At 40.7% G+C, this 25983-nt stretch carries 18 protein-coding genes; 5 read left to right on the top strand and 13 right to left on the bottom strand.

Annotated elements, in window-relative coordinates; all coding sequences use genetic code 11:
* Positions 1–4: 4 nt before the first annotated feature.
* Both E0Z06_RS13795 and E0Z06_RS13790 read right to left on the bottom strand, forming a co-directional pair.
* Positions 5–292 carry a helix-turn-helix domain-containing protein gene (locus E0Z06_RS13795; RefSeq protein WP_132585842.1) on the bottom strand — a complete coding sequence of 96 codons (288 nt, stop codon included), beginning with the start codon at positions 290–292 and terminating at the stop codon, positions 5–7.
* Positions 293–647: 355 nt separating this feature from the next.
* Complete coding sequence (locus tag E0Z06_RS13790) at positions 648–1439, bottom strand: hypothetical protein (protein ID WP_132585839.1); 792 nt, start codon at positions 1437–1439, stop codon at positions 648–650.
* Between the two features lie 130 nt (positions 1440–1569).
* Between E0Z06_RS13790 and E0Z06_RS13785 the strand changes: the two genes are divergently transcribed.
* Positions 1570–2691, top strand: a complete 1122-nt coding sequence (locus E0Z06_RS13785) for a cysteine desulfurase family protein (protein ID WP_132585836.1) — start codon at positions 1570–1572, stop codon at positions 2689–2691.
* Positions 2692–2700: 9 nt separating this feature from the next.
* Here E0Z06_RS13785 and E0Z06_RS13780 read toward each other — a convergent pair whose 3' ends face one another.
* The 3 genes from E0Z06_RS13780 to E0Z06_RS13770 are packed head-to-tail and all read right to left on the bottom strand — an operon-like array spanning position 2701 to position 7928.
* Positions 2701–3597 (bottom strand): phosphoadenosine phosphosulfate reductase family protein, encoded by an 897-nt coding sequence (locus E0Z06_RS13780; RefSeq protein ID WP_132585833.1) that lies wholly within the window; start codon positions 3595–3597, stop codon positions 2701–2703.
* Positions 3590–6979 carry a hypothetical protein gene (locus E0Z06_RS13775; RefSeq protein WP_132585830.1) on the bottom strand — a complete coding sequence of 1130 codons (3390 nt, stop codon included), beginning with the start codon at positions 6977–6979 and terminating at the stop codon, positions 3590–3592. Before E0Z06_RS13775 ends, E0Z06_RS13780 begins: the two co-directional genes overlap by 8 nt.
* Complete coding sequence (locus E0Z06_RS13770) at positions 6972–7928, bottom strand: DUF4007 family protein (protein ID WP_132585827.1); 957 nt, start codon at positions 7926–7928, stop codon at positions 6972–6974. The genes E0Z06_RS13775 and E0Z06_RS13770 overlap by 8 nt, the downstream gene beginning before the upstream one ends.
* A 405-nt stretch (positions 7929–8333) precedes the next feature.
* On the opposite strand from E0Z06_RS13770, the gene E0Z06_RS13765 reads away from it, so the two are divergent.
* From E0Z06_RS13765 to E0Z06_RS13755, 3 genes are read left to right on the top strand one after another with little or no spacing between them, the layout of a single operon-like run.
* Positions 8334–9980 carry a DEAD/DEAH box helicase gene (locus E0Z06_RS13765; RefSeq protein WP_132585824.1) on the top strand — a complete coding sequence of 549 codons (1647 nt, stop codon included), beginning with the start codon at positions 8334–8336 and terminating at the stop codon, positions 9978–9980.
* Positions 9980–11794 (top strand): ATP-binding protein, encoded by a 1815-nt coding sequence (locus E0Z06_RS13760; RefSeq protein WP_132585821.1) that lies wholly within the window; start codon positions 9980–9982, stop codon positions 11792–11794. Before E0Z06_RS13765 ends, E0Z06_RS13760 begins: the two co-directional genes overlap by 1 nt.
* Entirely contained in the window at positions 11794–12711 is a 918-nt protein-coding gene (locus E0Z06_RS13755; protein ID WP_132585818.1) for a phospholipase D-like domain-containing protein, read from the top strand. The genes E0Z06_RS13760 and E0Z06_RS13755 overlap by 1 nt, the downstream gene beginning before the upstream one ends.
* Before the next feature lie 225 nt (positions 12712–12936).
* Here E0Z06_RS13755 and E0Z06_RS13750 read toward each other — a convergent pair whose 3' ends face one another.
* Both E0Z06_RS13750 and E0Z06_RS13745 read right to left on the bottom strand, forming a co-directional pair.
* A complete protein-coding gene (locus tag E0Z06_RS13750) occupies positions 12937–14967 on the bottom strand; it encodes a DNA phosphorothioation-associated putative methyltransferase (RefSeq protein WP_132585815.1) in 2031 nt (676 codons plus the stop codon).
* A gap of 1 nt (position 14968) precedes the next feature.
* Complete coding sequence (locus E0Z06_RS13745; protein WP_132585812.1) at positions 14969–15514, bottom strand: hypothetical protein; 546 nt, start codon at positions 15512–15514, stop codon at positions 14969–14971.
* 592 nt (positions 15515–16106) lie between these two features.
* Here E0Z06_RS13745 and E0Z06_RS13740 point away from each other — a divergent pair.
* Positions 16107–16445, top strand: a complete 339-nt coding sequence (locus E0Z06_RS13740; RefSeq protein WP_132585809.1) for a YajD family HNH nuclease — start codon at positions 16107–16109, stop codon at positions 16443–16445.
* A 34-nt stretch (positions 16446–16479) separates the two neighbouring features.
* On the opposite strand, the gene E0Z06_RS13735 is transcribed toward E0Z06_RS13740, so the two are convergent.
* The 6 genes from E0Z06_RS13735 to E0Z06_RS13710 all read right to left on the bottom strand — a co-directional run bounded on the left by E0Z06_RS13735 (position 16480) and on the right by E0Z06_RS13710 (position 25891).
* Positions 16480–17118 (bottom strand): NAD(P)H-dependent oxidoreductase, encoded by a 639-nt coding sequence (locus E0Z06_RS13735; protein ID WP_132585806.1) that lies wholly within the window; start codon positions 17116–17118, stop codon positions 16480–16482.
* Between the two features lie 155 nt (positions 17119–17273).
* Positions 17274–18443: a beta-aspartyl-peptidase gene (gene iadA / locus E0Z06_RS13730; protein ID WP_132585803.1), complete on the bottom strand. Its 1170-nt coding sequence runs from the start codon at positions 18441–18443 to the stop codon at positions 17274–17276.
* Positions 18444–18476: 33 nt separating this feature from the next.
* A complete protein-coding gene (gene yfcC, locus E0Z06_RS13725) occupies positions 18477–19925 on the bottom strand; it encodes a putative basic amino acid antiporter YfcC (RefSeq protein WP_243695518.1) in 1449 nt (482 codons plus the stop codon).
* Positions 19918–21651, bottom strand: a complete 1734-nt coding sequence (locus tag E0Z06_RS13720; protein ID WP_165907409.1) for a cyanophycinase — start codon at positions 21649–21651, stop codon at positions 19918–19920. Before E0Z06_RS13720 ends, yfcC begins: the two co-directional genes overlap by 8 nt.
* A gap of 100 nt (positions 21652–21751) precedes the next feature.
* Positions 21752–24724: a TonB-dependent receptor plug domain-containing protein gene (locus tag E0Z06_RS13715; RefSeq protein ID WP_132585797.1), complete on the bottom strand. Its 2973-nt coding sequence runs from the start codon at positions 24722–24724 to the stop codon at positions 21752–21754.
* 282 nt (positions 24725–25006) lie between these two features.
* Entirely contained in the window at positions 25007–25891 is an 885-nt protein-coding gene (locus E0Z06_RS13710) for a helix-turn-helix transcriptional regulator (RefSeq protein WP_132585794.1), read from the bottom strand.
* Positions 25892–25983 lie beyond the last annotated feature (92 nt).

Here is a 25983-nt window from a genome sequence, read left to right as displayed (position 1 = left end):
GCTTTTAAATCCACTCATCGTTTAAAGAGGAGTCTTGTGGATCTAATAACTCATTGGTAATGAGTTTGATCCCTAAGCCATTGAGTACTGAAAAAACAGCAGACAAAGTGCAATTAGCATTGCCATTTTCAATACGGGATAATGTATTGATACCGATCCCACATAATGCAGCACAATCAGCCAGTTTTAGGCCTACCCCTGTTCTTTTCGCTTTGATTAGTTTGCCTAACACCTCAGCATTATCAATAAATGGAGAAGTAGGCATTTCCGACGCAATTACTTTATTAGCCATAAAGATTCTCTATTATTCATCGTAAACGGTGATTATATTTAAAATTTCTGATTTTACAATAATATTCACCACTTGCGGTTAATATATGCTTAGCATTAGCTTCAAACGCACTAATCATCGATATTGGTTAATTATTGTCGTGGTAGTTAAACTATTCTTATAGATAGGAATAACATTATAACAACTGAGAGTTATTACCATGAAATGCAAAGATGATGTTGCTCGCTTTAAAGTTAAAGAAAAGTGAGCGATATTGAAAACGACATAGGCAATCTTTGACAAGACAACGTTAACGGCGAAAGCCGGTACTCCTTTGCACGGTTAACGCTAGACATAATAAAGGGTAGTAAAGAAGTTAACGGGTTAAGCTTGGTTTAACCCTGGTTTCATACAGCAGCGTTAACGCTTCATCTATTGTCATATCTTCGTCTTCACTTAAATAGCGGTCTACTTGTTTGTGCACAAAAATAACTGCTTGCTTATGCTGTTTGGCAAATTGGTTACAACGCGTTTTTAATTGCTTTTGAAACGCTTTATCAGCTACTTCCTTATGGATGGCGATAATCGCTTTTTCAAAGCTATTATCGTGGTCAGCAAAATATTCTTTAAGGGTGTTTTTAGAAATTCGATACGCTTTACTGGCAAAGTCTAGTGCATCTCTAAATGTGGTAAATTGCTCGCCGAACACATCAAAATGCTGTGCTGGCCCATAATTTACTTGGTGCTCTAGCCCCGCGGCTTCAAACTTAAAACCCGGAAACAATAAGCGGTTGGTGGCCTCTTCACCAAGTTGCAAACCTGCGGCAATACTGTGGCGCAAACTAAAATCTAAACCGTCTAATTCTTCTTTTGACCACATTTCATAAATAGTAAGGGCTTTATCGTATTTTTTCGCCAGCCTTTTTTTAGCAAAGTCTTTGCGCTCATCAAGCGAGCCCGCTTTACACATTTTTAAATGCTCATAACACTCGTTACAACTTGGTATTTTTAAAAACTCAGACGGTTCTTTAGTTGCCAGATAAAACTCAAGATACTGCAAAGGCGGCGCATAATCGTGATCGCTCGCAATACAGCCGCAATAGAAACAAGTATTAAAATTAGCGCTGTGAGAAGGAATTAATAAAAAGTACTGATTATCTATAACCATTAAATTACCAACGTATAAGTGTTTATTGCAGTTTAGGAAATTTATTATCAGATTTGGATGGTGTGCTAAAACCTTACGTTTTTCGCGCATAAATGCTATTCTTCTGAAAGTAAAGTAGAGGTGTATTTTAATGATTTATCTAGATTCAGCTGCTTCATATCCTGTTCTACCAGAGGTTAAAGCATCATTAATAGAAGCTTTTGAGCTTTACTATGCTAACTCTTCTTCTAGCCACTTGCTAGGTGAGCAAGTATTAAAAAGTATTGATAAGGTACGTGAAAAATTGGCTGATGAGATAGGTGCTTATCCTAGTGAGATTGTCTTTACTAGTGGTGCCACAGAGTCAAATAACATTGCATTTAAAAGTCTCCTACCATCAAGTCTAATGGCATCAAATAAAAAGCATATTGTTATTGGTGCTACTGAGCATAAGTGTATTTTTGCAATTTGTGATTACTTAAAGGGCAGTGGTTATGATATTTCAATTGTTATGCCTAATACCCAAGGAATCATTGAATCGAGAAGTGTCGAGAAAGTAATAAGAGAAGATACGATTTTAGTTTCTGTTATGCATGTCAATAATGAGCTAGGTACAGTTAATCCTATCGCAGAAATTGGTGAAATATGTTTTAAAAGAGGAGTACTATTTCATAGTGATGTAGCGCAAAGCTTTTGTAAGATATCAATTGATGTTGATGAAATGAATGTAGATATGATGTCATTCTCTGCTCATAAAATTGGCGGCCCAAAAGGAATTGGCGCAGTTTATATTCGAGATCTTCGTAAGCGCGACATCACGCCTGTGATACATGGTGCAGGTCAAGAGCAAGGAGTTAGAGGAGGTACAATAGCAGCTCCCCTAATCCTTGGGTTCGGTACTGCTATAGATGCTTTTCCTCGGCATTACCAAACATTGTCGAAAAGCAATATACGAAGTTATTTATTGGAACAACTGAAAGCTTCTAAGATTAACTTTAAAGTGAACGGTAATAGGGACGTTTTGCCGCACATTATTTCCTTAACTTTACCCGATACAAATGCAAGCTTATTAATTAGGGATAATGAACAAAGGCTCTGTTTAGCACAGGGATCTGCTTGTTCTTCAAAAGATATTGAAGCCTCGCATGTTTTAACGGCTTTAGGTTTAACCCGCGAGCAAGCTGAACAGACTTTCCGTATTAGTTTCACTAATGATATAACTTATGAAAATATTAATTATTTGGTTTCGGCAATAAAAAAAGCGGCTAATTAGCCGCATTCTTTATTTGTAGCAAGTTATACAAGCACCGCCGCCTTCAGCCTCATCATAAATATCATCAAGCTCATTAAATTCACAATAACCTTCAAAATCACCTAGTAATGCATTACGTCGCTTCTTTTTATTAAAGCGCTCCACTTTTTTTTCGTGGTTCTCAATGATACGTTTTTGTACTTCGGGATCCTCTAAGGTTTCGAGCGGTTGGCCTTGCCCCATCCAATAAAAGCGTTCACCCACAGTCGTATTATTGTCATCGCCTTTTTCGAAAGCTTTAGCTTCTTCAAATAAGTCAGGGTGTTTTTCCATTAGCTTAACCCATTCTATTTTTCTCTGATAGAAACAGAATGTACACCCAGAGCGTGAACGCCATTTATAGTACTCAGGTAACTCTAAACCGTTGCGCTGTAATATATTTTCTATATCACTTCTTACAATTCCATGAACCCTGAACGGGAATACCGACTCAATAGGTTTCTCGATAGTCATGTAGCCAGTACGTTCAGGCTCATCAGCACGAATACCAACATAGTTTTTAATTTTGTAACCATCTTTTATAAAACTATCCAGCCATTGCTCAAAAGGCTTCAGTTTCATTTGAACGGTACACCAGCGATCTCTTTGCGAGGGAAGGTAGTTACCATGCGCTTTCAGTAAGTGTGCAAAGTCTTTTTCACCACGACCTTCAATGTTATTTAAAGATCGCGCATTTAGTCGATGGATATAACCAAGCTTTTCTTCTAGCTTATCAATAAATTCATTAGTTTCTGGTAGTTCATATCCGGTATCAGTAAAGAAGTATTCAACATCTAAGTCAGGATAAGTTTCCTTTACAAATAAGGCTAGGGCACTACTGTCTTTACCGCCAGAAAGGCCTAATACATGTTTAACCTTTTCAGTCATCGAGTACCTCTGTCTCAGTTTTATCCATTAAATTAGTTAACAAGCTGGTAAGAGTGGCAAGCTGCTTCTCTTTCGACATTTCAGAAATGGTCGATTGGATGTTATCTACTGCGTTTTTAACATCAAGGTCATTATCTAAATTATGTTTAATATAACTGCCAAATTCTTGATAGTTTCCCTTGCTGTCGGTAGTGATAAAAGCCAAAGGTTTAGATGTCCCTTTTGCTTGAATGTTCCCAAACGACTCAATTCGTCTAAATTGAATACATAGGCTTTGCAGCTCATCAAGGCCATTACGTAAATGTTTATCGGTCCAATTTCGCTCTGGCACACCAGTAAGTATATTAATAACAAGTTCAAACGGGGTGTTGCCTTCAATATATTGCGAAAGCCGTTTAGCTAAATCTTTAACTTTAGGACGTTTAGCTACTTGTTCAACGAAGTCACAGCGTTCTTTTAAATTGCTGTTAAAGTTTTCGCCCAACATATTAGTGATAATTTGTTTGAAGCCAGTCAATAAAATATCGTGCTGAGCACTTAAGTCTTCAATCGCAGTTTTTAAGTGATGACCAAGCTTTTCTTCAAGTGTAGGATCATCTTGTTGAAATCCAAAAATAGCAGGTAAGTCTTCAAGTATCAGTTTATAAGGATCATTGGCTGCGATAACTTTATTTCTAAAGTCTCTAGCTTGTTTAGTTAAGCCATTCGTATAATCGCCTACAAAGCTTTCACCGCTTGTTTTCTTTACCCAAGTGGGCAGTTTATGAACTATGCCGACAATATGCTTAGCAATATTCAAGATCGCTTGATCATTTTTTACTTCACCTAAAGTAGCTCGCGCTAAGTTATCGAGTAAATGACTCTGTATTTCAGAAATCTCAAAATGTCTTACTCCAGCTTCATTTGGATGTTTGTATATTTTATTAACGAGCTCTTCGTCCAGTTCTGGAATAAAAATAAACTGATTAGTTGAATCCCAATCATAAAATGCAACTTGTCCTTCAAGCGACTTTAAAAGGGCCAAACCATAAATACGACAAAGACCTGAAGTTAGCCCATAAGGAGGTAACATCCACATTTCGTATAGCTCAGCCATTGTTACGTGCTTTTTAGCTGAATTGTTTTTTATAAATTCAAAACCACTTTTAAATAAAGCGTGCATTTTAGGGTTAGCATTTTGTGCTTCAATGCCCCATTTACTTGGAAATAAATAACCTTGGGGTGTTTCACAATGCCAGCCTTTACTCTTTAGGCAAGACAGGTAAAGACCTTTTTCTGGTGGAAACGAATTGTCATCGAAACCAAGATCTTTTTTATCGCCATGTTCAAACATTGCGTTCATTAGTTTTCTAATCGCACTGTTAGCACTACCGGAAGGTTTCGAGCGGTTAACTAACTCATTTATTACTGCAGGTGACTCACTAAAAACTTCATCAGCAATTAGCGAAGCTACTTTTGTTAAAGGTGCGGAGTCTAATTCTTTACCACGATACGTCCAAGAGGCGTTTTTATAAGCAGCTTGTAATTCAGCATCGACTCGTGATTGAGTAAATTTAATGCGACTGTCTAGCTCATTTTTAGCAATTAAATCATGCGTAATTTTTTTTTCTTCTCTGAGAATTTGCTTAAGCGCAATTAATTCAATAGCGGCGTTCTTTAAATTAGTAAAATCATCAATAAAACCTATTATTACAAAAGGCGATTGTTGTGCTTGCTGTTTGATATTTTGAGCAACAAAGGCACTAGTCGCTAAAATAAAGGACGCAAAAGCTTCGCCAGTCTTCGGTATTTCAGTCAAGCTTTCCACAGCATGCGAATCAAGTTTGCTGAGTAGCTTAGTGTTTGCCCAGCGCATAGTGCCAGTTCGATGGTAGTGAGCAGTTGCTAAAATATTTTGGCTTACATCACAAGCATCGGTCCAATCAACACCATGACTAATAACTTCAATTTGTTCACTTATTAGATTATTTATATCAATGTCACTACCCTGAAATACAAAGAGGGCATCGTGTTTTTGACGGTAAATAATCACAGTGTTAGCTTCTAATTCTGCAATAGCACTTTTGATCTCTGCATGGTTAAAACCACGGCAGATAAAATATTGATGAATAAAATCACGCTTAGCATGGAGTTGATGATGAAAACCAAAAATAGTTAGTAGAGCGATCAGCTTTGTAATAGCTATATGCAGCTCGCCGCCTCTTTGCTCAGCTCTGTAAATAGCATCTGAACCTTCTAGCCAAGCCTTACTATCGTGAGATGTTACAATTAAATGGTGTAAATTATGATGCAGATAGTCCCAGTACATTTCCGGGCGGTATAAGTTTAACGCTGTATTTAATTCATCGTAATTTGAATCTAAAAACTCTCTAAACCCGTATTTTTCATGCGAAGCTAAAAAACCGAATAAACTACGCTCATTCTGAGAAAAGCGACGACGAGAGACTGGGCCTAGTAACAAACTAACAATAGGATCAAGAGGTAGCGTTTTACTTAATGCCTCAACATTTTTATTTTGATTAGCAAACGCTGAGCTAACAACATCAATTAAATCTTTATGCTGAGACTCTATTACAGATGTTATTTCTGGCGCACGATAAATTGAATCACCTACTAAAATAAGTGACTCATCGATAGATGGATTAAAGCTTAAATCACGGTAACGACCTTGAACTTTGCTCCATTCTTGTTGTGTTTTGAGATCTTTATTTTTGGCATAATCAGAAAAGGCCTGATGCAAAAAACCTATTAGTAAAACAGGGCGTTTTGCTTGTTGTACAATATCAGCAAGTGATTGAAATAAATGTAAGTCTTTATTAGCCCGCGACTGGTAATCAAGCGCCTTACCCATTTCATCGAGCAGTATTAAAACCCCGTCTTCTTTATCACTTTGTTTATTAAGTAGGGTTTTAATTTGAGATAAACATTCAGCATCATCAAAGCCAGCAATTTTGTCAACGGAAAAGCTATGATTAAATGCAGTAAGTAAACTGATTAAAATGCTATTAGCTGGAGCTTCAAGTCCGCAAACGTGCTTTATTGTTTGCCAACCATTTTTTAATCCAAACTGTGAGTCAAAAGCCGTGATGATTTCTTGTGAACCATGTAGTTTATTTAATGCATATTTACGCTGTTTTGTTTCAGTAGACAGTAAACAAGATAAAAATAGAGCAACAGTTGATTTCCCTGAACCATAAGGACCAGTAATAGTGTAAGCGCGTTGAGTGCTGCTATTAAATTCACGGCTTATCGTATCAAGTACGTTTATAGCTGTACCGTGCAGAATAAAGTCATCAATAAATGGCAATAAGTTACTGTTATCTGCATCAATACGTGTAGAGCTTTTGTAACGTTGATTAATAGCGATAAGAGATTTAGACATTGTATTTACCGTAATAAATATTTAAGTATGTGATTGCATTATCTTTTGCTTCAGTAGAAATGTTAACTTGTCTAAGACCTAAAGAATCAACCCATGAAATTTCTTTATTAGTAAGCTCTTGTACCTCATCAAGCTTTTGACCAAGTCCTGACTCTGACAATCTAAAAATACGTCCAGGCGAACACGGCTTAGTAAGTAAGGAATCAAAGTCGATAGTACTTACATTAGACTCTTTAGTTTCGACCTTGAAGAACTCAAGTAAGGCAAAAATAAAAATCTCAACAGGAAGTTCAGAACGTTCATTCAAATTACTAATATAAAAGCCACCACCGTTATCTTGAATTAAATTAAGCTCAGCTAGCGGAGAAGTAAAATGATCCTCATCAACTTTTGTCGCTTTTTTTACCGTACTTGCTTTCACTTTTTTACTGTAAGAGTTTAGAAAACAGTCAATGTCTTTTTTTATAGTTGATATATTTCCTAATTCAGTCCTAACTAATCGCTTTGCATCTTCAAAACAATCATCTACAAGTTTTGACTTTTCAAAGTGCTGAACATTTGAATAGTTAAAAAAGTATCGGTAAGCCGTGAGTTGATCGCTATTAAAATTTAACCAAAAGTGAAGTAGCCAGATAGAGCCCGGTAACTCTAGATAAGGATCTTGCCCGCAGTCGCCAGAGCCGTCACCAAATAAATAACTGCCATTCTCAGAAGCTGTATGCACAAAAGTACCTTCAACACGATCAGCTTCAATGATGTTGCTTGATTCAGCCCAATACTGAATTGCTTTCACCATATTTTTACCAACGCCTAACTCAACTATTGAATGACGAATACTTTCTTCATCTGTACTTGAGAATTTACCGTTAGAATTCAAATGATTAATTGCTTTAAACAACCATCCATAGCGTAAGGGAAAGGTGTCATGCCCTGTAAATCTAGCTTTCATACCTGAACTGCTCCTGGAGAAATTGTCCAATGTTAGCGTGAATTCCTAGATTATGATAGAGGCGAGGGTCATTCATTACATCGAACATAAATTATAACGGTTTTATACAGTAAAGCTTACGCTAACTAAATAAGTTGATTAAAATTAATGGTTTGAACTTTAATATATCCTAGTTTTGTAGTTAAATTAACACACTTAGTTCAGCGAAAACTGTTTATAAACTAGGAATAAAGTATTGCGATAGGTAAAAGAGCTTTAATTCCCTTGAAGGAATGAAAAGAGTATTGTAATGTTTAGCAATTATGGGGAAATAGTTTAATAAAATTAACTCTTTAATCAATAATTTGAATTTCTTCAGAATCTCAGATTTAAGGGGATAAAGTTATGTTTTTTTAAGGGACTAAAATGCTTACAAAATTACTCACAAATTTCTCAGAAGATGAATTACTTAATTTTCTGCCAAAAAGCTCTATTGCTTTTGCTCTTAGTCTTGATGGTCATGAAAACCAAGTGGCAGAACATAACTATTATAGTAAAAATAAGTTAGCAGCTGTTGTTGCGTGTGTTAAGCAGGTTGATTTTGTTTTTGACAAATCACTCCGAAATAAATTGATTGAACGACTATCTCCACAGCTACTCGCTGAGCTTTTTCCTACACTAGTCCTCAATGCGACCCAAGTTACACCAGAGCATTACAATGCAATTATAAGTTGGTCTGAAACAAACCCCAAAGGGTTTGCTTCAGTTTTAGGGTTGTTAGAATTCTATTCAAACAAAGTAGAGCAAGAAAGTAAACTTGAGAGTTTGGCTCGGATCAATCCAGATTATGGCCTTTACTCCTACCAACAAGATATCTGTAAACAAGTGTTTAGTTATCTTAAGCAAGGAAAGAAGAGAGTTCTTATCCACTTACCCACAGGGTCTGGAAAAACACGTACTGCGATGAATATCGCTTCAGAACATCTCAGGGAATCAGATAACAATGTCGTATTATGGCTTGCAGATCGTGAAGAGCTTTGCTCTCAAGCTTACACCGAGTTTTGTAAAGCATGGAAATCCTTAGGTAATCGACCTACGTCACTTTATGGTTTCTACTCCAATTCCAATGAGAGCCTTAGTGGCATTGACTCAGGCTTTGTGGTTGCAGGCTTACATAAGTTTTTGGGTCTAAGAAAAAGTAACTCTAGGCAATTGCAATTGCTTTATAAGCAATTAGCTGAAAAGGTAACATTAGTTATTTTTGACGAAGCCCATAAGAGTGTAGCGCCAGAATTTCAGAAGGTTGTACAGGACTTCATAGAGAATGAAAGGTTTCATGCCGACTTAGTAGGATTAACAGCTACACCTGGGCGTAGCTATTCTGAAGAAGGACTCACAGAAGAGGATACTAGGTTAGCAAATTTTTTCTTTAACAATAAAATATCAATGAGAATATCAGGGTATTTATCTCCGATTGATTACTTGGTTGAAAAAGGTTACTTAGCAAAAGCTAATTTTAAATCTTTAAATTATGACCACTCTAGTATTTCAGCTTATGAATTAAGAGATGCTGGAGGAGTTAAAACAATGACTGCTTTAGCTAGTAATTTAGCTCGAAATCGAATGATCCTTAATACAATTATTGACGAATGCAAAAAAAAATCTCAAATAATAGTTTTTGCCTGTACCGTAGAACATGGCGTCAATCTTGCGACAGCATTAGCTTATCAGGGAGTTAAAGTTGCATCTATTGATAGTAAAAATGACTCTCCAGAAAGCCGAAGAGCTAAGATTTCACAATACAAAAAAGGTGATTTACAAGTACTTGTTAATTTCAATGTGTTAACAGCAGGCTTCGATGCACCAAAAACGAATGTTACTGTTATCGCCAAGCCTATGAATTCTTTAGTTCAATATTTACAAATGGCAGGTAGAGCTATGCGGGGATATAAAAGTGGTGGCAATAGGGAATGCAATATCTATACAGTGATGGACGATATACCAGAATTTCAAAGTATTAGTATAGCGTTCGGATATTGGAATGATATGTGGTCAGAAAAGGATAATAATTAATGAGTAATAGGTTTTTAAGTGCTGAAACTGTAATCGAGTCACTACGTGATAATGGTTATAATAACACAGCTTACGCATTAGCTGAGTTAATTGACAATAGCCTGCAAGCAACAGCAAGCCGCGTAGAAGTTGGTTTTATAGAGGAGCAGCAAAAAGAGCGTAAAAATTATACTGTATCAGAAATATCTCTTTGGGATAATGGTATTGGTATGGATGTAAATACTCTTAGAGTTGCTATGCAGTTTGGTGGCGGCACTAACCGAAATGACAATGGAGGAATGGGTAAGTTTGGTATGGGTTTACCTAACTCCTCAATTTCACAGTGTAAAAGGGTGGATGTCTGGAGTTGGCAAGATGGAAATATACCTAATCATACGTATTTAGATGTTGATGAAATGAAAACTGGTGCTTTAGAAACAATTCCTGAGCCTCAACCTTCTCTAATTCCAAATAAATATCAAAAAGCATTTTTTTCAAAAATTCCAGATTCAGGCACTTTAATTATTTGGTCTAAACTTGACAGACTTACCTGGAAAACAGGTAGATCAATATATCGTCATTGCGAGCTTTTAGTTGGTCGTATGTATCGAAATTTTATAAGTAATGAAAAAATCAGGATCGATAGCATTACATATCGAAAGTCTGGTAATGATAATATTAGTGCTTATGAAAGAAACACATTTAAAGCAAATGATCCAATGTATTTGTTAAAAAATACATCTTTACCTCATCTTCCTGGGGATTATCAAAATGAAGCTTTTTTTGAAAAAGTGGATGAGGAGATAATTCCAGTAGAATATTTTGATGAGCAAGGTAACAAAAAAGAAGACAACGTAACTATCACTACTTCTATAGTAAAAGCGAGCATAGCAAACTTTATACTTAAAACAACCTCAGGATCTTTAGGTGCAACCTTTTGGGGTAAGCATTGCGCTAAAAATATTGGCGTTTCTATTGTGAGAGCGAATAGAGAGCTAGTGCTACGTGATAGTTTTATTCCAAGTGACTTACGAAACTTTAAAGGTAGGTTTTGTGGTATTGAGGTTTCTTTCCCTCCAACCTTAGATTCAATATTTGGTGTCACTAATAATAAACAAGATGCTGTGAAGCTAATACCATACTCTATGGGTGTAATTTCAGATCAAGCAGGTTTTGATACAGAAGCGGAGTATAAAAGAGATTTACAAGAGAATTCAGATTCTTTACTTCAGGTGTTTAAAGTTACTGATGCTATTTCTAAACATGTAAAAGAGTTAGAGAGAAGATTAAAAGAAATTAATGTTGTAGGCAAAGGAAATGTTGAGAACGAGAGTGTTGAACTGTTATCTGCTTCAGATAATGCCGCGTCAAGAGCAACGCATGGTTCTGAGCATCGTCAGAAATCAGGTCATCAATCTGCAGATGATGATAATAAATTGACGAGAAATGACATAATAGATCATTTAATCCAAGCCGGAGGAATGTCTCAGGATGAAGCTCAATATAAAGCTGAACGACTAATACTTAATGGTAATCGGTTTTTGATTGAGGATGTAGCTAGAGACTCAGAGGCGTTTTTTGATGTATCAACAAGTAAAGGTTTAACACTTGTTTTATTTAATACTAATCATATTTTTCATCAAAAACTTTTAAGCCAGCTTGGCAAGGAGCACCTAGAGGTAATGCAAACAGCAATTGCTGGTTTTGCCCGAGTAATGAATGAAACTACTAATGAATCTCGTAAAAAGTACTTAAATGCAATTCGCCGCGATTGGGGCATAGTAATTAGCGAATTTCTTCAAGAGCCAGGGTCTTTAGATCCAGATGATATTTAATGACAGGGCTAATCTCAAATAATGAGCTAACACGCCAGTTAGGATTGATAATTCCAAACTGTAAACACATAACCATTATTTCAGCTTTTATGACGCAGCCAGCTACTCGCTGGTTACGTCAGTTAACTGAAAAAAATAAGCCAAATGTCGAGTTAGTTGGTCGCTTTACCCCCAAAGATTTTGCTGAGGGGGCTAGTGACTTCGCAGCGCTTAGAGACTGCATAAATAGCGGATTTCAAGTTAAAGCACTAGCGAACTTACATGCAAAAATTTACCAAATTGATTTTGAAACGATATTTAATGGTAGTGCTAATCTAACGGGAAAAGGGCTTGCTCTCGTTAGCAAAGGAAATTTAGAATCATGCAGTAGGGTGGCTCCGACTTGTGAATCAAAAAGCTTTATTAAAAAAATAGTTGATTCATCTACATTGTTAACCCTGAGCATACTAGACAAAATGGAAGAGTATCTTGAGCAGCTTAAAAGCGAAGACAAAGATAATTTACCTGCTGTTTGGCCTGAAGCAATTTTAATACCATCAACTGATTTATTTGTTTCTGACTTTCCACTAGGAAAGCCAGGTAACGATGTCAATGAATATAAATTAAACCCTTCACTTCCTTTTGCACAAATAGAAGCTAACAGAGATGATTTTTTAAATGCTGCATACTTGTTTAAATCAAGTAAAATATACCGTTGGTTAAAAAAGCAAATTACTGAAAACCAAACAGGTCGAAATTTAGGCTTTGGTCAAATATCTAGTTTATTACATGATAAGCTTGCTGATGATCCTGCACCATACCGTCAAGAAATTAAAAGCATACAGGCTAACTTATATCTTTATATCAAACTATATGCGAGTGATGACGTTGAAGTTTATGTGCCTGGCGGGAGAAGTGAAGTATTAAGAGTTAAATAAAATAATTATCTCATAATTGAATTATTAGAATTTAGTTTGAACTATGACATTGATGTACCAGATCTTGTCAGAACTAATAAACAATATATAGCTAGTTTAGCATCTAATTATATATTGTTATAACAAATTTGCTCGGTAATAAGAACGGCACAGTTCTTTGGTAATCTAACTAATAAAGTAATTACAACCTACCTCCATTAAAATTAGGGGGTTACCGTTGATTGGTCATTTTTTCACATTTAAAAAACGATAACCTTTAATATCTAAGTTTTTCTGAAGTAGCAAAATAAGTAGCTGGCTATAAGAGATATTCCAAAGCTCCATTTCGTATAATTCTTTACTTAGACGTTTATTGAAAGCCTTTTGTTTATGGTAATCCTTAAAAGTATCGTCAATATAGTTAATTTTGTCTAATAGCAGAGGCCGCTTTTCTGAAATGATATAATCAAAAAAATCTACATCTTGATCAGCCATTTTTATTTTTACACGTTCTTTTAGTGCAGGTAATGGTGAGTCATCAAAGCCCTCATATCCTAGCAGTGTTACTTTCCCAGAATGAATGTGGATTTTAATAAGCTGAATGTCATCTAATTCGCCATACATTTGTAAAGCGGCACCTACATACACTCTTAGAGTGAGTGGTAAAAGAGTTATAAAATCTTTATGTAGCGTTAGTGAGTGAGGTAGATTATTTTCATAGCCTATTTTACCCGCAGGTAGAAATTTAATAGCTTCTAAACAAAGAGCTTCTATTAACTCGCTGTCGGCTATTTGAAATAGCAGTTCTGCTGCTTGATGTTGCGCTATTTTATAGGTGTCAAAGAACGTTTTTATATCGCGTTTTAAACTTTCCGGTTGTTGTGCGTAAGGCTTTCTTTTTTCAAACATGGCTAGTGCAAAGTAAACGAGTAAGTCTTCTTTACGCATCGCTGCGGCTTGCTCGAGCTCTTCTTTGTTATACCAATTACAAACTAGTTTAAGTGCTTTTTTGGCTGAACCTACTGCTTGAGCAACTTGTTTTAAATTTTGAAGCTCATCTTCTGCTGGCATACGCCCTAGATCTAAGCAGCGCCTCCAGAAAGATTCTAATAATACTTCATGTTGTGAAAATAGTAGGCGTGCCTGAGTCTCTGTAACGGGTTCAGGGGCTGATAAATGGCGCCATTCATAATGGCGCTTTTGCCGGTTTTGTTGAAATTCTTGCTCTAGCTTTTTATCTTTGAAAATATAAAAAATGCCTGGGCTAATGGCGATAGCGCTTTCATCTAGCGTCGTTTCTATAAACGCTTTAAGCTCACTCTGAGTATAGTATTTTTGGAAGGTGTTTCTAGATGTAATAACGCCATCTTTATAGGGCTGAAACTGAGCAATGTAGCTATCGTTTGCTAGCATAGCTGAAACGACTAGTACCTTGTTACTTAGTTCCCATGCGTTTAATATTGCATCTATACGTTCGTCCCTGTCTTCGATAACATTGATAACAAAACCAAGATTAACCACATCTGATGTTACTTTATCGGTATCAGGTCGGAAATTTGGGTCCCAACCTAAAGCATCTAGTCCATGCGCTTCTAATTCTCTGAGATCATCACCTCGGCCACAGCCGTAGTCAAAAATAGAGTAATCGCCTTCTAAAAAGCCATGTTTAGCTAAGGTTTTCATTGGGGCAGATAGCTCGTGCCTGACTAAAGCTGTTTTATGCCGGTCTATATTATTCTCTTCTGAATCTTTTAAAACTGCAGAGCTACGGAACAAGCGACCATCAATTAACTCATAGCCATGTTTTGCAATCAAGCGCAGCCAGCTTGATTTGAAGCCAATCATTCTAGCGTTTTCATACAATCCGGCTGCTTCGCCTTCTTGCGTGATCATACAAAAATTTTCGTACTCTGGGTGAGTAGGCAAAATAAAGAGTTCTTTACGATGCAGAATTGGCGGGTTTTCTTGTTCATCATAGCGTGTTATGCGGTGTTGTAGCTTAGCTAGATCTACGGTGACACTCTGACGTAATGCAGGATATGCTTCAGTATAAAAATCAGGATAATGCAATAAAGATAAACGAAAATCTGTTTTGTGAAGTTTGACTATATTCCAATCATCATCAGCTATTTTAAGTGCTGTAGCTACAACACTAACAAATTTTGCCAGTGACGGTGGCATAGCACTAAAGGCGTCTTTGTGCAGGTAAATCGAATCAGGTAATTTTTTACCTAGAGTTGTTTGTTTAACCAGTTCATTAAATTGCGTTATATTCATTTCAAAGCTCGTTAGCTAAAACGATTGCGTCATTATCAAAAGCTTTTTTCCCCGGATAACGTCGACCATTTTTACTGTTTTTCATCAGCTGTAAGTGCCCTAAGGGTTTATTCGATACACTAATATGAATCGGTCGGTTACGACCGTAAAAATACAGCTTATCAAACGGTAGATACTGGCAAATATACTGTGCTACCTCATGCATTCTGTTTTCGTAGCCTTTAACTAGGAAATCACAGGCTGCACCGTTGCGATCACAAATTAGCATGTCTTTAGTGTTTACCTCGACACAAGCATGTTGATCTAAATTTGGTGCAGTCCCCGATGGTGAATAACGCTGTATATAGCGACTTAGTTCTGGGCTAGTAAAACCATAGGTAATTGTAAGTTTGCCAAACTGTTTCGATATAGGTAGTAAAACTAAAGTCGCAAGCTGATTAAGATATTGCGCCGATAATGCAGAAGGAATGTTTTCGCATTCGCCAGTGTGTTTTATTTTATGCCAGTTTATTAATTGTTGATACAAATCTGCACTTGTTTGCACCATGATATAAAACTATCCCTATTTTGGTAGTAGGTAAAAATAGCGATTACCATCTTTTCGAAAACGTAGTGCACCAGCTAATCTTAAGTGCATAAGCTGACAAGCTGATACCCGGAGTGCTTTTGTGCTTTTGTGCTTGTTCGCTGGTTAGCCAATGCTCAGTATTTAGCGTATCTCTGAGTATATCCATGTCACTCTAAAAGTTTAATAACAATACGGTTGATCCGACTATTCATCCACTTTTTAAATAAGTTTTCGGTTGCAGGCATAACCCAGTTATACGACATTTTATGGGTACATTTGCCAATGTTTTTTGATTAATTGCTCTAGAGTTTTTTCTTGCCGATGTGGTGTGCAGCGTATAACACACCTGCAATGGCTGCTAACATTACTACAGTGATAACGATTGAATACGTCTGTACACTCATAGGTTATCTCCTTGCTTCGATTACTCAATCGTAACAATATAAATATAAATGTAAATTGTGAAATGAACAATCATTGCTTCAGTACTAAACACTGTTAAAATTGGTCGAAAACCAGTTAGCTAGTAAAGGTTGAACTGGGTTATTAGAGTATGTTAATCAGGACAATTATGAGCAAAACAAGCAATGGCGCGCAGGCGTATCAGCAGCAAGAGCAAGGTTACCGTGACAGGGCGTTAAAAATGTATCCGTGGGTGTGCGGGCGCTGTGCTCGGGAATTTGTGCATTCGACGTTGCGTGAGTTAACGGTGCATCATATCGATCATAACCACAGCAATAACCCAGCCGATGGTAGCAACTGGGAATTACTGTGTATTTATTGCCACGATAATGAGCACAATAAGTATCACGAATATGTTATGTACGGCGGCACCACCGAGCAAAAAGTAGCCGCGGCCACGCATAACCCGTTTGCCGATTTAAAAGCGCTGCTGAATAAGCCTAAATAGCCGTATAAAACCGCAGCTGAGCTTTAAATTGGCTTTAGTTTACTTCCGTAATAAACTGCTCGCGACTGCGGCGTACTTTGGTTAGGTTAACCAACCAGTCGCCGTCATCAGCACGGTAGCCAAGTGGCATTAACAGTACTGAGCGTAAGCCTTTTTGCTGTAAATTTAGTATTTCATCTACTTTAGCCGGCTCAAAACCTTCTATTGGCGTACTGTCTACTTTTAGCTCTGCTGCAGCAATAAGCGCTGAACCTAAACCAATGTATGCTTGACGCGCAGCATGTTGGTAGTTGGTTTCAGCATCGCGCGGCGGGTAGGTGTTAAGTAGCTGGTTGCGGTAGTTTTCCCAACCTTCGTTTTTAAAACCACGTATATCATTGGTTAAATCAAACATCTGGTTAATACGCTCTGCGGTGTAGTTATCCCACGCGGCAAATACCAGTAAGTGAGAGCAGTCTGTGATCTGGCTTTGGTTCCACGCATGCGGTTTAATTTGTTCACGCACGGCGTTATTCGTAACCACCAAGACTTCATAGGGCTGTAAACCGCTTGAAGACGCGCTTAAGCGAATAGCTTCAAGTATTAAATCAACCTTATCTTGGGCAACAACTTTGCTTGGGTCATACTTTTTGGTGGCATAACGCCATTCTAAATTGTTAATTAAACTCGACATCTACTACTTCCTTACGACATAAGCCAACAACGGCATAAATTATGGGCTGATTATACGTTATGTCGCTTCGGTTGGTTTAGTTAAAGTTATTCTAATATAGACAAAATTAACCTGTAATTTGGCATTGAAAATGCGGCGCGTTGCCCGTAGCGGTATTAAAAAAATAAGCTATTGCGTTGTACCGATACGCGGCCATCCGAGAATAGCCAGCGGCCTTTAGCCATGACGGCTTTGAGTTCTAGGCTGGTTTTGTCTATGAGTAATAAGTCAGCATCCGCACCAACTTTCAGGTTACCTTTGTGTGGTAACTTTAAAATGCGCGCAGGGTTGGCCGTTACCACGCGCAGTGCGTGCTCTACCGGTACACCTAGGCGAATCGCGTCGATCATTTCTTCATATAAGCTGGCAATGCGGCCTTCACCTAAGCCGATAAAATTATTTTGCGCATCAAATACCGGCAGCGAAGCATTGGCGTCAGATGAAAAGGTCAGATGTTGCAGATTAACGCCGGCGTTAACCGCTTGCAGTAGTGCGTCGGCACACTTTACTTCGCCCATAGCAATATCTTGTGCGGTGGTGCTGGTGGTTAAATCGATATAACCGCCTTGGGCAATATATGCAAAACCCATTTGCAGTAGCTGTTGATTACGGTTCATATGGGTGGGATAAAACTGAGTGATAGGAATATCGGTAGTGGTTGCCACTTGCAGTAGTTGCGCAATGCCTTCAGGCGAGGGGCCAACGTGCACGCTAACAATACCGGCTTTGCCGGCCAGCATGCCGCCAACCCGAGCTTGTGATGCCAAACGTGCTAACTCTTGTACCGTAGGCTGCGACGAGCGGTGATCAGCAATGGCAACTTCGCCAACGCCAATAAACTTGTCAATTAGCACGATATCTTGCAGCAAATCCCCCATCAGCGTGTAGGCTGGGATTTGATAAGAACCGGTGTGACAATAACAAGTTAGGCCTTCTTCATCTAATGCATGCGCTTTAGCTAGCAGGTTGGTGAGGGTGCGGGTAATGGCATCTGTGCCTAGCACGCCAACGAGGGTAGTAACACCGGCGGCAATAGCATCGGCTACTTTTAGCTCGGAAGTGCGGCTGCGAAACCCGCCTTCACCGCCGCCGCCAATAATATGTGCTAATGAATCAACTAAACCAGGTACAACCCAGCAGTCGCTAGCGTCTACCGTTTGCACTATGTCACCTTGCAGTGTTGCTTGCTCACCTAATGCGGCTATTTGCTGGCCGGCTACTAATAAATCAGTTTGGCCTAAAGGTTCTGGCGAATAACAGATCCCGTTTACTATTCTGGTGATCATAAAAATCTCTTCTTCATTGGCTGACAACAGCCGTTAATAACCTATGGCAACGGCGACAAACATTGTCAGCATGCTCATTGTTGTTAGTAATAACCATAACGGCCACATAGCGCGTAGCCACTGCGTAAATTCAACGCCAGCAATAGCTAAGGTGCCCATTAACGCGGCTGATGTGGGATAAAATAGATGAGCTAAACCATCGCCGAGTTGAAACGCTAAAACGGCAATTTGCCGACTAACACCGACTAAGTCAGATAGCGGTGCCATGAGCGGCATAGTCAGTGCGGCTTGGCCGGAGCCAGAAGTAACAAAGAAATTAAAGCCACTTTGAAACACTAACATGGCCTGTGCAGCAAATAGCTCGGAATGGCCGTTAATACTGGTGGCGGCGTAATGCAGCATGGTATTTAAAATAGTGGGTTGCTCAGGGTTGGTGCCGCCAAGCAGTAAAATAATACCTTGTGCTATGCCCACCACTAATGCGGCCGGAAGCAGTTGATTGGCGCCGGTTTTAAAGGCGTCGACGTAATCATTTAAGCTGGCGCTATTAAGCTTAAGCACAGTGCCTAAGGTCATACTAATAATGGCCATAACAAAAAACTGTGTGGCAATTTCACGCAAAAAATAGCCCTGCATTACGACACCCCACACCACCCACACCATGCCGCCTACTAACGTGAGCACCACTAGTGAATGGCCCCAGCGAAATTGATGGCTAATTTCAAAGTCAGTTTTTATATCCGCTTTACGTCTAAGCCGTTCGGCGCGCCAAATAAACCACGCGATATAAATTAAGGTGAATACCAACCACATGGCAATACGAAAACCAGAGCCAGATAAAGGCTGTAAGCCAGCAATGCTTTGGGCGATAGCAACAGAAAACGGGTTCATCCACGAGGTGGCAAAACCAATTTGAGTGGCACCATAGGTTAATAATACTGCGGTAATCGAGTCATAGCCCAGCATGCGAACTAGCGGCACAAGTAAGATAGCAAAGGCCATGGCTTCTTCACCCATACCAAAAATAGCGCCACCGAGAGAGAAAAACAGCGCCATAATTGGCAGTAAATAACGGGCTTTGTGCTGCATTTTGCTAATTAGCAGCTTTAATAGTTCGTCAACGGCGCCGGTGCGCAGTAACACGCCAAAACTGCCGCCGACTAGGAGAATAAAAATAATTACGCCAATAGCTGAGCCATTTCTAGAGCCTGAGGTCATGCCATCGAAAAATGCCGTAAGCACACCGGTTTTTTCGCCATCGGCAAATAATGATACTGCCTGCGGCTCGCCATTAAATGCGCTACGGTAGCTATCGGCAACTAATAACTGCCGCCCGGTATTGGTATCTAGCGCGGTATCAAACTGGCCTTGTGGCACAATTAAGGTGAGTAACGCAGAGCAAAGCAGCACCGCAAACACAATAAGCAAGGTGTCTGGCATGCGCCAGCCGCTATTTATTGACTCTGCTGGCAGCTTACTCATAGTTCACCTGCAAACTCATGGGTAAGTTTAGGTAACGCCACCGACCATCGGCACGCTTGCACGCTTCAACGGTTCCCGGTTTAGCTTGCCAAACTCGGCCATCGGTTTTGTTGTAGGTGTCGGCAGCAACGAGGTTGTTATCAACCAAGGCTAATGCATCGCATTGTAAGGTTGCTTGCTGTATGCCATTTTGAAAATAGGCGGTGTCGCCTGCCAGTAAACGGCTAAATGTCATGCCCGTTGCCGCCCAGCCTAGGGTTTTATCGCCTAGCTTTCTTGCTTTAGCTTTTGCTGCGCTAACGTCAGCTATCCAGACACCGCCTCGACCTTCAACCTGCAGCTGTGCGCTGTCTGGAGTAGTAAAGTTGGCGCGCAGTGCGGTAGCTTCATCCATGCCAAAGCCAAAATTGGTATTGGTATCGATGAGTAAGCGTAATAGCCGGCCTTCGCGGTTGCGCTCACGAAAATGGGTGTCGGTAACACCTAACGTAAAAGACTGTAAGCCTCCTGCTACGCGATAGGTTAACAAGCTGCTGTCTAGCTTAGAGCTACAGCTTTGGTGAAACTGGCACAAAGGGGCATTAGGTTCGTCAGCATAGGCGCCATAGCGCAAGGCTTTACTGGTTTGGCCGCCACTGATCATGGGGAAGTTTTTTACCGGATGTCCCGATTGCACCGCAGTGCCGGCACTAGAACCGGCCAGCGGTACACCGGCATTAATGCGTTGGTGCAGTAGCTGTGCTAGTTCAGTAAATTCGCCCGGTTTTTTCTGTAAGCTGCGCATGGTGTGCGACTGATCACCACCGTTAATAAAAATGGCGTCGGCTTGCTCAAGTAATTGCGTCATTAGCGCCGGCTCACGGCACATTTTCTGTTGATAAGCGGCTAGCTCTGGATAGCGTGCGGCGCGTTTATATTGGCCATTCCAGCGAAATCGGTCTTGATCTAACGTCTCGCAATTGCCCTCTTGTACTAGCGCAGGTTCAATGGGTAGCCACACCGCATTGGCTCCTGCGGCGTTAAATAATTGCAGATAATAATCGACCCAATCCATAGAGCTATTCGATGAAGCGGTAATTAATACCAGTGTAGGTTTTTGCGTTAACGCTTGTTGTGCTGCGGCAGCATTTAGCTGTTTAGCCCGCGCTATGGCGCGGTTTTTTGCAGACTGAATAAAGTGCTGAAACATCTGCTGTACATAGAGCTCAGTGCCATCAAAATACACTTTAACCTGCGCGGTGCTGCCATCTTGCAGTACTGGGCGCTGTTCAAATATATCGTCGAGTAAGTTTTGCTCATCGTCTGATAAATCAAAGGCTTTAAATTGGCTATACCAGCTATCTTCTGGCCAGCTTTTATTGAGCATCTGCTGCAACTGCGTCAGTAACTCAGGTTTAACTTGCTGCTGTCGAGCGTTGCTGGCGGGCCATGCGGTTAGGGCTGTTAATTCATTTAACGTTTGTGGTTCTGGCCGAAAGTGTTTTTCGCGTACCGCGTGTTGTTGCGAAAAGTACGCATCGGCTGCGAGTTGTTTATCGGGCGCGCAGCGCGTTATTTCTACGCTGGAACAAATAGGCTCACCGCCACCAAATAACCAGAGCTCTTTGCCGGTAACACTGTTTGTAGTCGGCTCTATTGCTTGCACGTAAGCGGCGAAACACAACGCTAACGGCAGTAACAGTTGTGGGCGTAGGAATAAGCGTTGGTTCTTGGTTTGATTAAACATGACATCAGATCCCGTTGGCATTGTTGGCTATAACATATAGCGCAACCGAACAAAAAGACGGGCTGTTTACACAGCCCTGCCTTAATTTTAAAGCGAGTGTTTAGAATGAGTAACGCGCGGTTAAACGCACAGAGCGCGGGCTCTGATAGTTTTGGTCGTTTAAGAAGTTCGGGTTTTGTCCGGCGTCTTCCAGCGATAAGTCACCTTTTTCATTGTATTCGGTTACTCGGCCCATATTTAATACGTTAAACACGTTGGCTTGCAGTAATAGGCCTTTTGCCCAGTCTGGACGATACGATAGGCCTAAATTTACCGAGTAGGTCCAAGGTGTGCGGCCAAACTGGCCACGTTGCGTTAATTCTTGCTCGCCCGTGGCATTGCGACAATACAGGCTAGACGCGGCATAGCGCTCAAATACCTCATATTCGGGATCGTCTTCGGCAAACGGAGGATAACCAAAGCAGCTAACCGGACGGCCTGATTGCACCAGCACGTTGGCCGATATTTCTAGTTGCTCGGTTAGCTCGTAGCCACCAAATAGTTTAACGGTGTGACGACGGTCGTTTGACAGGTAGCCGTCGGTGCCATCAACAAACACTTTGTGGTCAAAATCGTTGGTTAAACCCGGCGACTCAGACTCTAGCCAGCTATTCACTAAGCCTTCGCTATTACCTTGGCTTTTTGCCCAAACGTAACTGCCTTGCATGTACCAGCCGTTATCGCTGGCGCGCTCAACGTTAAACTCTAACGCTTGATAAGTCCGTTTATAGCTGTCTAATTGCAGATAAGAGTTAGGCACGGTAACGCGTTTTAATACGCCATCGCCAGCCACGTCCATATCCATTTCTAAGTCTCTACCTGGGTTTAAAATGATGCAGGTAGCTAATGAATCAGCATCAAAGTCGCTGTAGCCTTGATCGTCAGCAAAGTTGATAAACGCTTGGCGGCCACAGTAATCGTCGACACCATTTTTCACTTCACGATAAATAAAGCTAACACCGCCGGTCCATAAGTCAGACAGTTGGCGCTGGTAGCCTAAAATTAACTCGTCTTGCATCATAGGCTCTAAGTTTGCCGAAGCCACCGTGGCCGGATCAGGCGAGGTATTACGGCCGCTGGTTAAAGTAGAGCCAAGCTTGTCACCTAATTGCAGTGGCGCCTGAGTTGCAGGGTCAACTAGGCCATCGTACAGATAATATTCTGTCGTGACATACTGCCAGTTAGAGGCGCGGATATTGGTGTTGGCAGCAATAGGAATATAGTAACGGCCAGCGTTGGCATACAGTTTAGAGCTGGCATCGCCGTTTACGTCCCAAACAAAACCTAAACGTGGCGCTATCATGTTTTTCGCATCCACAAACGACACACCATCGGCGTTTAAGTTGTCAAACGACTCACTGCGCAGGCCAGCGTAAATCATCACGCTGTCGGTAACGTAAAAGCTGTCTTCAATGTAAAACGCCGAGTTTTTTACTTCGTAACGGCCTGATGGCGACGTGCGGGTGCGTTTGCGCACGACATGCGCATCGGCAGGTATATCAACACCATTCCAGCGATCGGCAAAATCTACTGGCGTATAGCGGCGGTAAAATACGCCGCCAGAATATTCAGCACCGGCAATGCGCGAGGTAAAGGTTTCGTCGTCATAACCAAAACGCAACGTATGCTCACCAATACGCCATTCAGCATCAAAGCGTAGCGCTTTTCGCTCGTCGTTATCTGGGCCAAAAGCCAGCGAACGCACGTTAATATTGTTCCAACAACCAACGTCTATTACGTCGTCGGTATCTTGATCATAAACGTCAACTAATGGGCACTCGTCACCGGCTAATGGATCTGGCGTAATATAGCCAGAATCATTGGTTAAACGGCCAACTAATACACCAATGGTAAAGTCTTCAGTTAAATTGCCGGTATATTTACCAATTAAAATTTCACCGCCGTTACGCTCGGTATAACGTACACGTTCGTTACCATGTTGGCCGGTAAAATAGCGATCTTCAGGATTTAGGTAATCAACATAATCGGTTTTTTCAACGTTACGAATACCGGTAACTTCTAAAATATGGTTGTCGGTGATATACCAGTCAAACTTCACTAAGCCGTTAGGCGAGCTGTTGTCACCTGCGGTGCTGCGATCGGTGCCGTATGAATCAAAGCTGTCTTTTTTACCTTCAAGCATGCCGTAAAAAAACAGTTTGTCCTGCAGTATGGCACCGCCACCCGATATGCTATAAGACAACTCATCTTGCTGATCGGCTGAACGATAGGCTGAGTAATAACTGCGCTCGCCTGCAACACCTGTGCGGCTGATGACATCTTTACCTGAGGCGGCTAAGTCGGAAGGTGACCAAACCACAGAGCCGTTAAATTTCCAGTCGTTAGTACCGCGTTTGGTCACAATATTTACTACACCACCCAGAGCGCGGCCATACTCAGCGCCAAAGCCACCGGTTTTTATTTCTTGCTCGCCAATGGCATCAAAGGGTACACGGCCGTATGATAAAAATGTACGCGCGTTGGTAACGTCAAAACCATTGATGTAGTAGCCGTTTTCGGCCACCGACGAGCCACCAAAAGAGGCCAGCTTACCAAAACCACTGTCGCCGCGAACCGTGCCCGGTGCCAATAAGGCGACATCGCTAATATCACGGCCGATGGGTAAGCGCTCCATTTGTGCGGCGGTAAATACCGTGCTCGACTCCACTGATGAGGTATCAATAGGGCTAATGGTTGAGCCAACAACAGAAATACGCTCCATGGCGTCATCACTGAAACTGACCGGCGTACCTGTGCCTATACCAACCACAACTTCGCGGGTTACGCCTTTGGCCACTACTTGATAACGGCCACTGGGTAATTGTGAGAAATTAAATCGGCCGCTATTGTCGGAGGTGAGTTCACGTTTTAAACCGGTTTCTAGATTTTTTACCGAAATGGTGACGCCGGTGTCAGTCTGGCCAAAAATAGACCCGACAGATAAATCGGCATAGGCCATATTCTGGCTAAGTGCGGCGGTAATAAATATTGCTAAGGCGGAACGGCGTAGGTATTTCAGTTTCTGTTGTGTCATGTTATTAACTCCGGCTTGCTGCTACAGGTCCATGTCCGCCTGTTATTGTTATTTTTTGGGCTTGTTTGTAACAGCGTAGCTCTATTTTAGCCGTCAGCGCCCAGCTCTTATTCTTTCTACTCTGATAATAGAGAGTAAAAGTAAAAGCTTATATATCCTGTTAGGTATAGTAATTTACAGAATTGGCCAATGAATTAGTTTTGCGCCTACCCCGAAAGAAATAGTTCGTTTTTTAAACAGCACAGTGCTGTATCAGTATCGGTGCTGTACTAATAACAGTATTTAAAGCCGATGATTTTGCTGATACAGCTGCAGTGGGTCGCTGTCTTCATCTGGCCGTGCAAAAGGAATGCAGTTGATAAATAACGAAAAAAGCTCAGCCTGTGAGCTAATTTCTAGTTTACGATAAATGTTTTTGCGGTGAATTTTTACCGTACCGTCTGAGGTATTTAGCTTCTGCGCCGTTAATGCTGACGAATAACCACGCAGCATATATAGCAATACATCGCGCTCGCGTTTGGTTAACAGCGAGCTGGCAAAATGACTTAACGTACATTCTACTTGTTGATGTGTTTTATCGTCGGGGTTGGCCTGTGGCAACGCGGTAGCTAGCTGGTAGTGTTTAGTTAATGCCTCAGATAATATCGGCAACACCATATTTAATGCCGTTAAATCAGCTGCGGTAAATTCGTTGCTATGAATATTACGCTGCATAAAAAACACTAAGGCTGAATCGTCATCAATACGCCACAACACATCAATAGAGTCAGCGACACCGGTTTTAGAATAAAAGGTTTGGTAGTACTCGCTAGAGTAAAAATCGTCAGGCGCAACATTACGCAGCCAGTAAGCACCCGTTGGGCAGCCCGCTAAAAACAACCGGTATTGCGGATCTAGTGCATAAGGCCCAGTAGAATAAATATCGGCGGCAACTTTACGTTGCACGGGGTTAAAGCGGTGCAACAAACTTAAGGGTTTACGCTGGCGGTAATACACCAGAATACCGCAGGAGTCGGTAGCACATACTGCATCTAATACGTCCATTACCGCCGCGCTGAAATCGGCTGATCCCAAGCAGCGCCACAGACTTGAAAATGCCGAAATAACGCGCTCGTCAAAGGTTAACGCTAAGGTTGATCTATAGTTTTTACCCTTGGTTGGCTCCATGCTTACCTCTGTGAAAAACTAAAAGCCGAAGGCACAGGCAACGCTAGTTCTGTATTGGCAGGTAGAATTAATGCCGCCACAGAAAGCTCCGC

The sequence above is a fragment of the Rheinheimera sp. D18 genome, assembly GCF_004345025.1.
Classification (GTDB): domain Bacteria; phylum Pseudomonadota; class Gammaproteobacteria; order Enterobacterales; family Alteromonadaceae; genus Alishewanella; species Alishewanella metallidurans.
Note: the sequence above shows the minus strand (reverse complement) of the source record. Positions and strands in the feature narration are given on the sequence as shown.

Excerpts from the sequence above, each read along its gene's own strand:
- E0Z06_RS13770 (WP_132585827.1), bottom strand. The coding sequence starts at position 7,928 with ATGAAAGCTAGATTTACAGGGCATGACACCTTTCCCTTACGCTATGGA.
- E0Z06_RS13715 (WP_132585797.1), bottom strand. The coding sequence starts at position 24,724 with ATGACACAACAGAAACTGAAATACCTACGCCGTTCCGCCTTAGCAATA.
- E0Z06_RS13755 (WP_132585818.1), top strand. The coding sequence starts at position 11,794 with ATGACAGGGCTAATCTCAAATAATGAGCTAACACGCCAGTTAGGATTG.
- E0Z06_RS13790 (WP_132585839.1), bottom strand. The coding sequence starts at position 1,439 with ATGGTTATAGATAATCAGTACTTTTTATTAATTCCTTCTCACAGCGCT.
- yfcC (WP_243695518.1), bottom strand. The coding sequence starts at position 19,925 with ATGAGTAAGCTGCCAGCAGAGTCAATAAATAGCGGCTGGCGCATGCCA.
- E0Z06_RS13735 (WP_132585806.1), bottom strand. The coding sequence starts at position 17,118 with ATGTCGAGTTTAATTAACAATTTAGAATGGCGTTATGCCACCAAAAAG.
- E0Z06_RS13765 (WP_132585824.1), top strand. The coding sequence starts at position 8,334 with ATGCTTACAAAATTACTCACAAATTTCTCAGAAGATGAATTACTTAAT.
- E0Z06_RS13745 (WP_132585812.1), bottom strand. The coding sequence starts at position 15,514 with ATGGTGCAAACAAGTGCAGATTTGTATCAACAATTAATAAACTGGCAT.
- E0Z06_RS13785 (WP_132585836.1), top strand. The coding sequence starts at position 1,570 with ATGATTTATCTAGATTCAGCTGCTTCATATCCTGTTCTACCAGAGGTT.
- E0Z06_RS13720 (WP_165907409.1), bottom strand. The coding sequence starts at position 21,651 with ATGTTTAATCAAACCAAGAACCAACGCTTATTCCTACGCCCACAACTG.
- E0Z06_RS13780 (WP_132585833.1), bottom strand. The coding sequence starts at position 3,597 with ATGACTGAAAAGGTTAAACATGTATTAGGCCTTTCTGGCGGTAAAGAC.
- E0Z06_RS13775 (WP_132585830.1), bottom strand. The coding sequence starts at position 6,979 with ATGTCTAAATCTCTTATCGCTATTAATCAACGTTACAAAAGCTCTACA.
- E0Z06_RS13760 (WP_132585821.1), top strand. The coding sequence starts at position 9,980 with ATGAGTAATAGGTTTTTAAGTGCTGAAACTGTAATCGAGTCACTACGT.
- E0Z06_RS13740 (WP_132585809.1), top strand. The coding sequence starts at position 16,107 with ATGAGCAAAACAAGCAATGGCGCGCAGGCGTATCAGCAGCAAGAGCAA.
- E0Z06_RS13710 (WP_132585794.1), bottom strand. The coding sequence starts at position 25,891 with ATGGAGCCAACCAAGGGTAAAAACTATAGATCAACCTTAGCGTTAACC.
- iadA (WP_132585803.1), bottom strand. The coding sequence starts at position 18,443 with ATGATCACCAGAATAGTAAACGGGATCTGTTATTCGCCAGAACCTTTA.
- E0Z06_RS13750 (WP_132585815.1), bottom strand. The coding sequence starts at position 14,967 with ATGAATATAACGCAATTTAATGAACTGGTTAAACAAACAACTCTAGGT.
- E0Z06_RS13795 (WP_132585842.1), bottom strand. The coding sequence starts at position 292 with ATGGCTAATAAAGTAATTGCGTCGGAAATGCCTACTTCTCCATTTATT.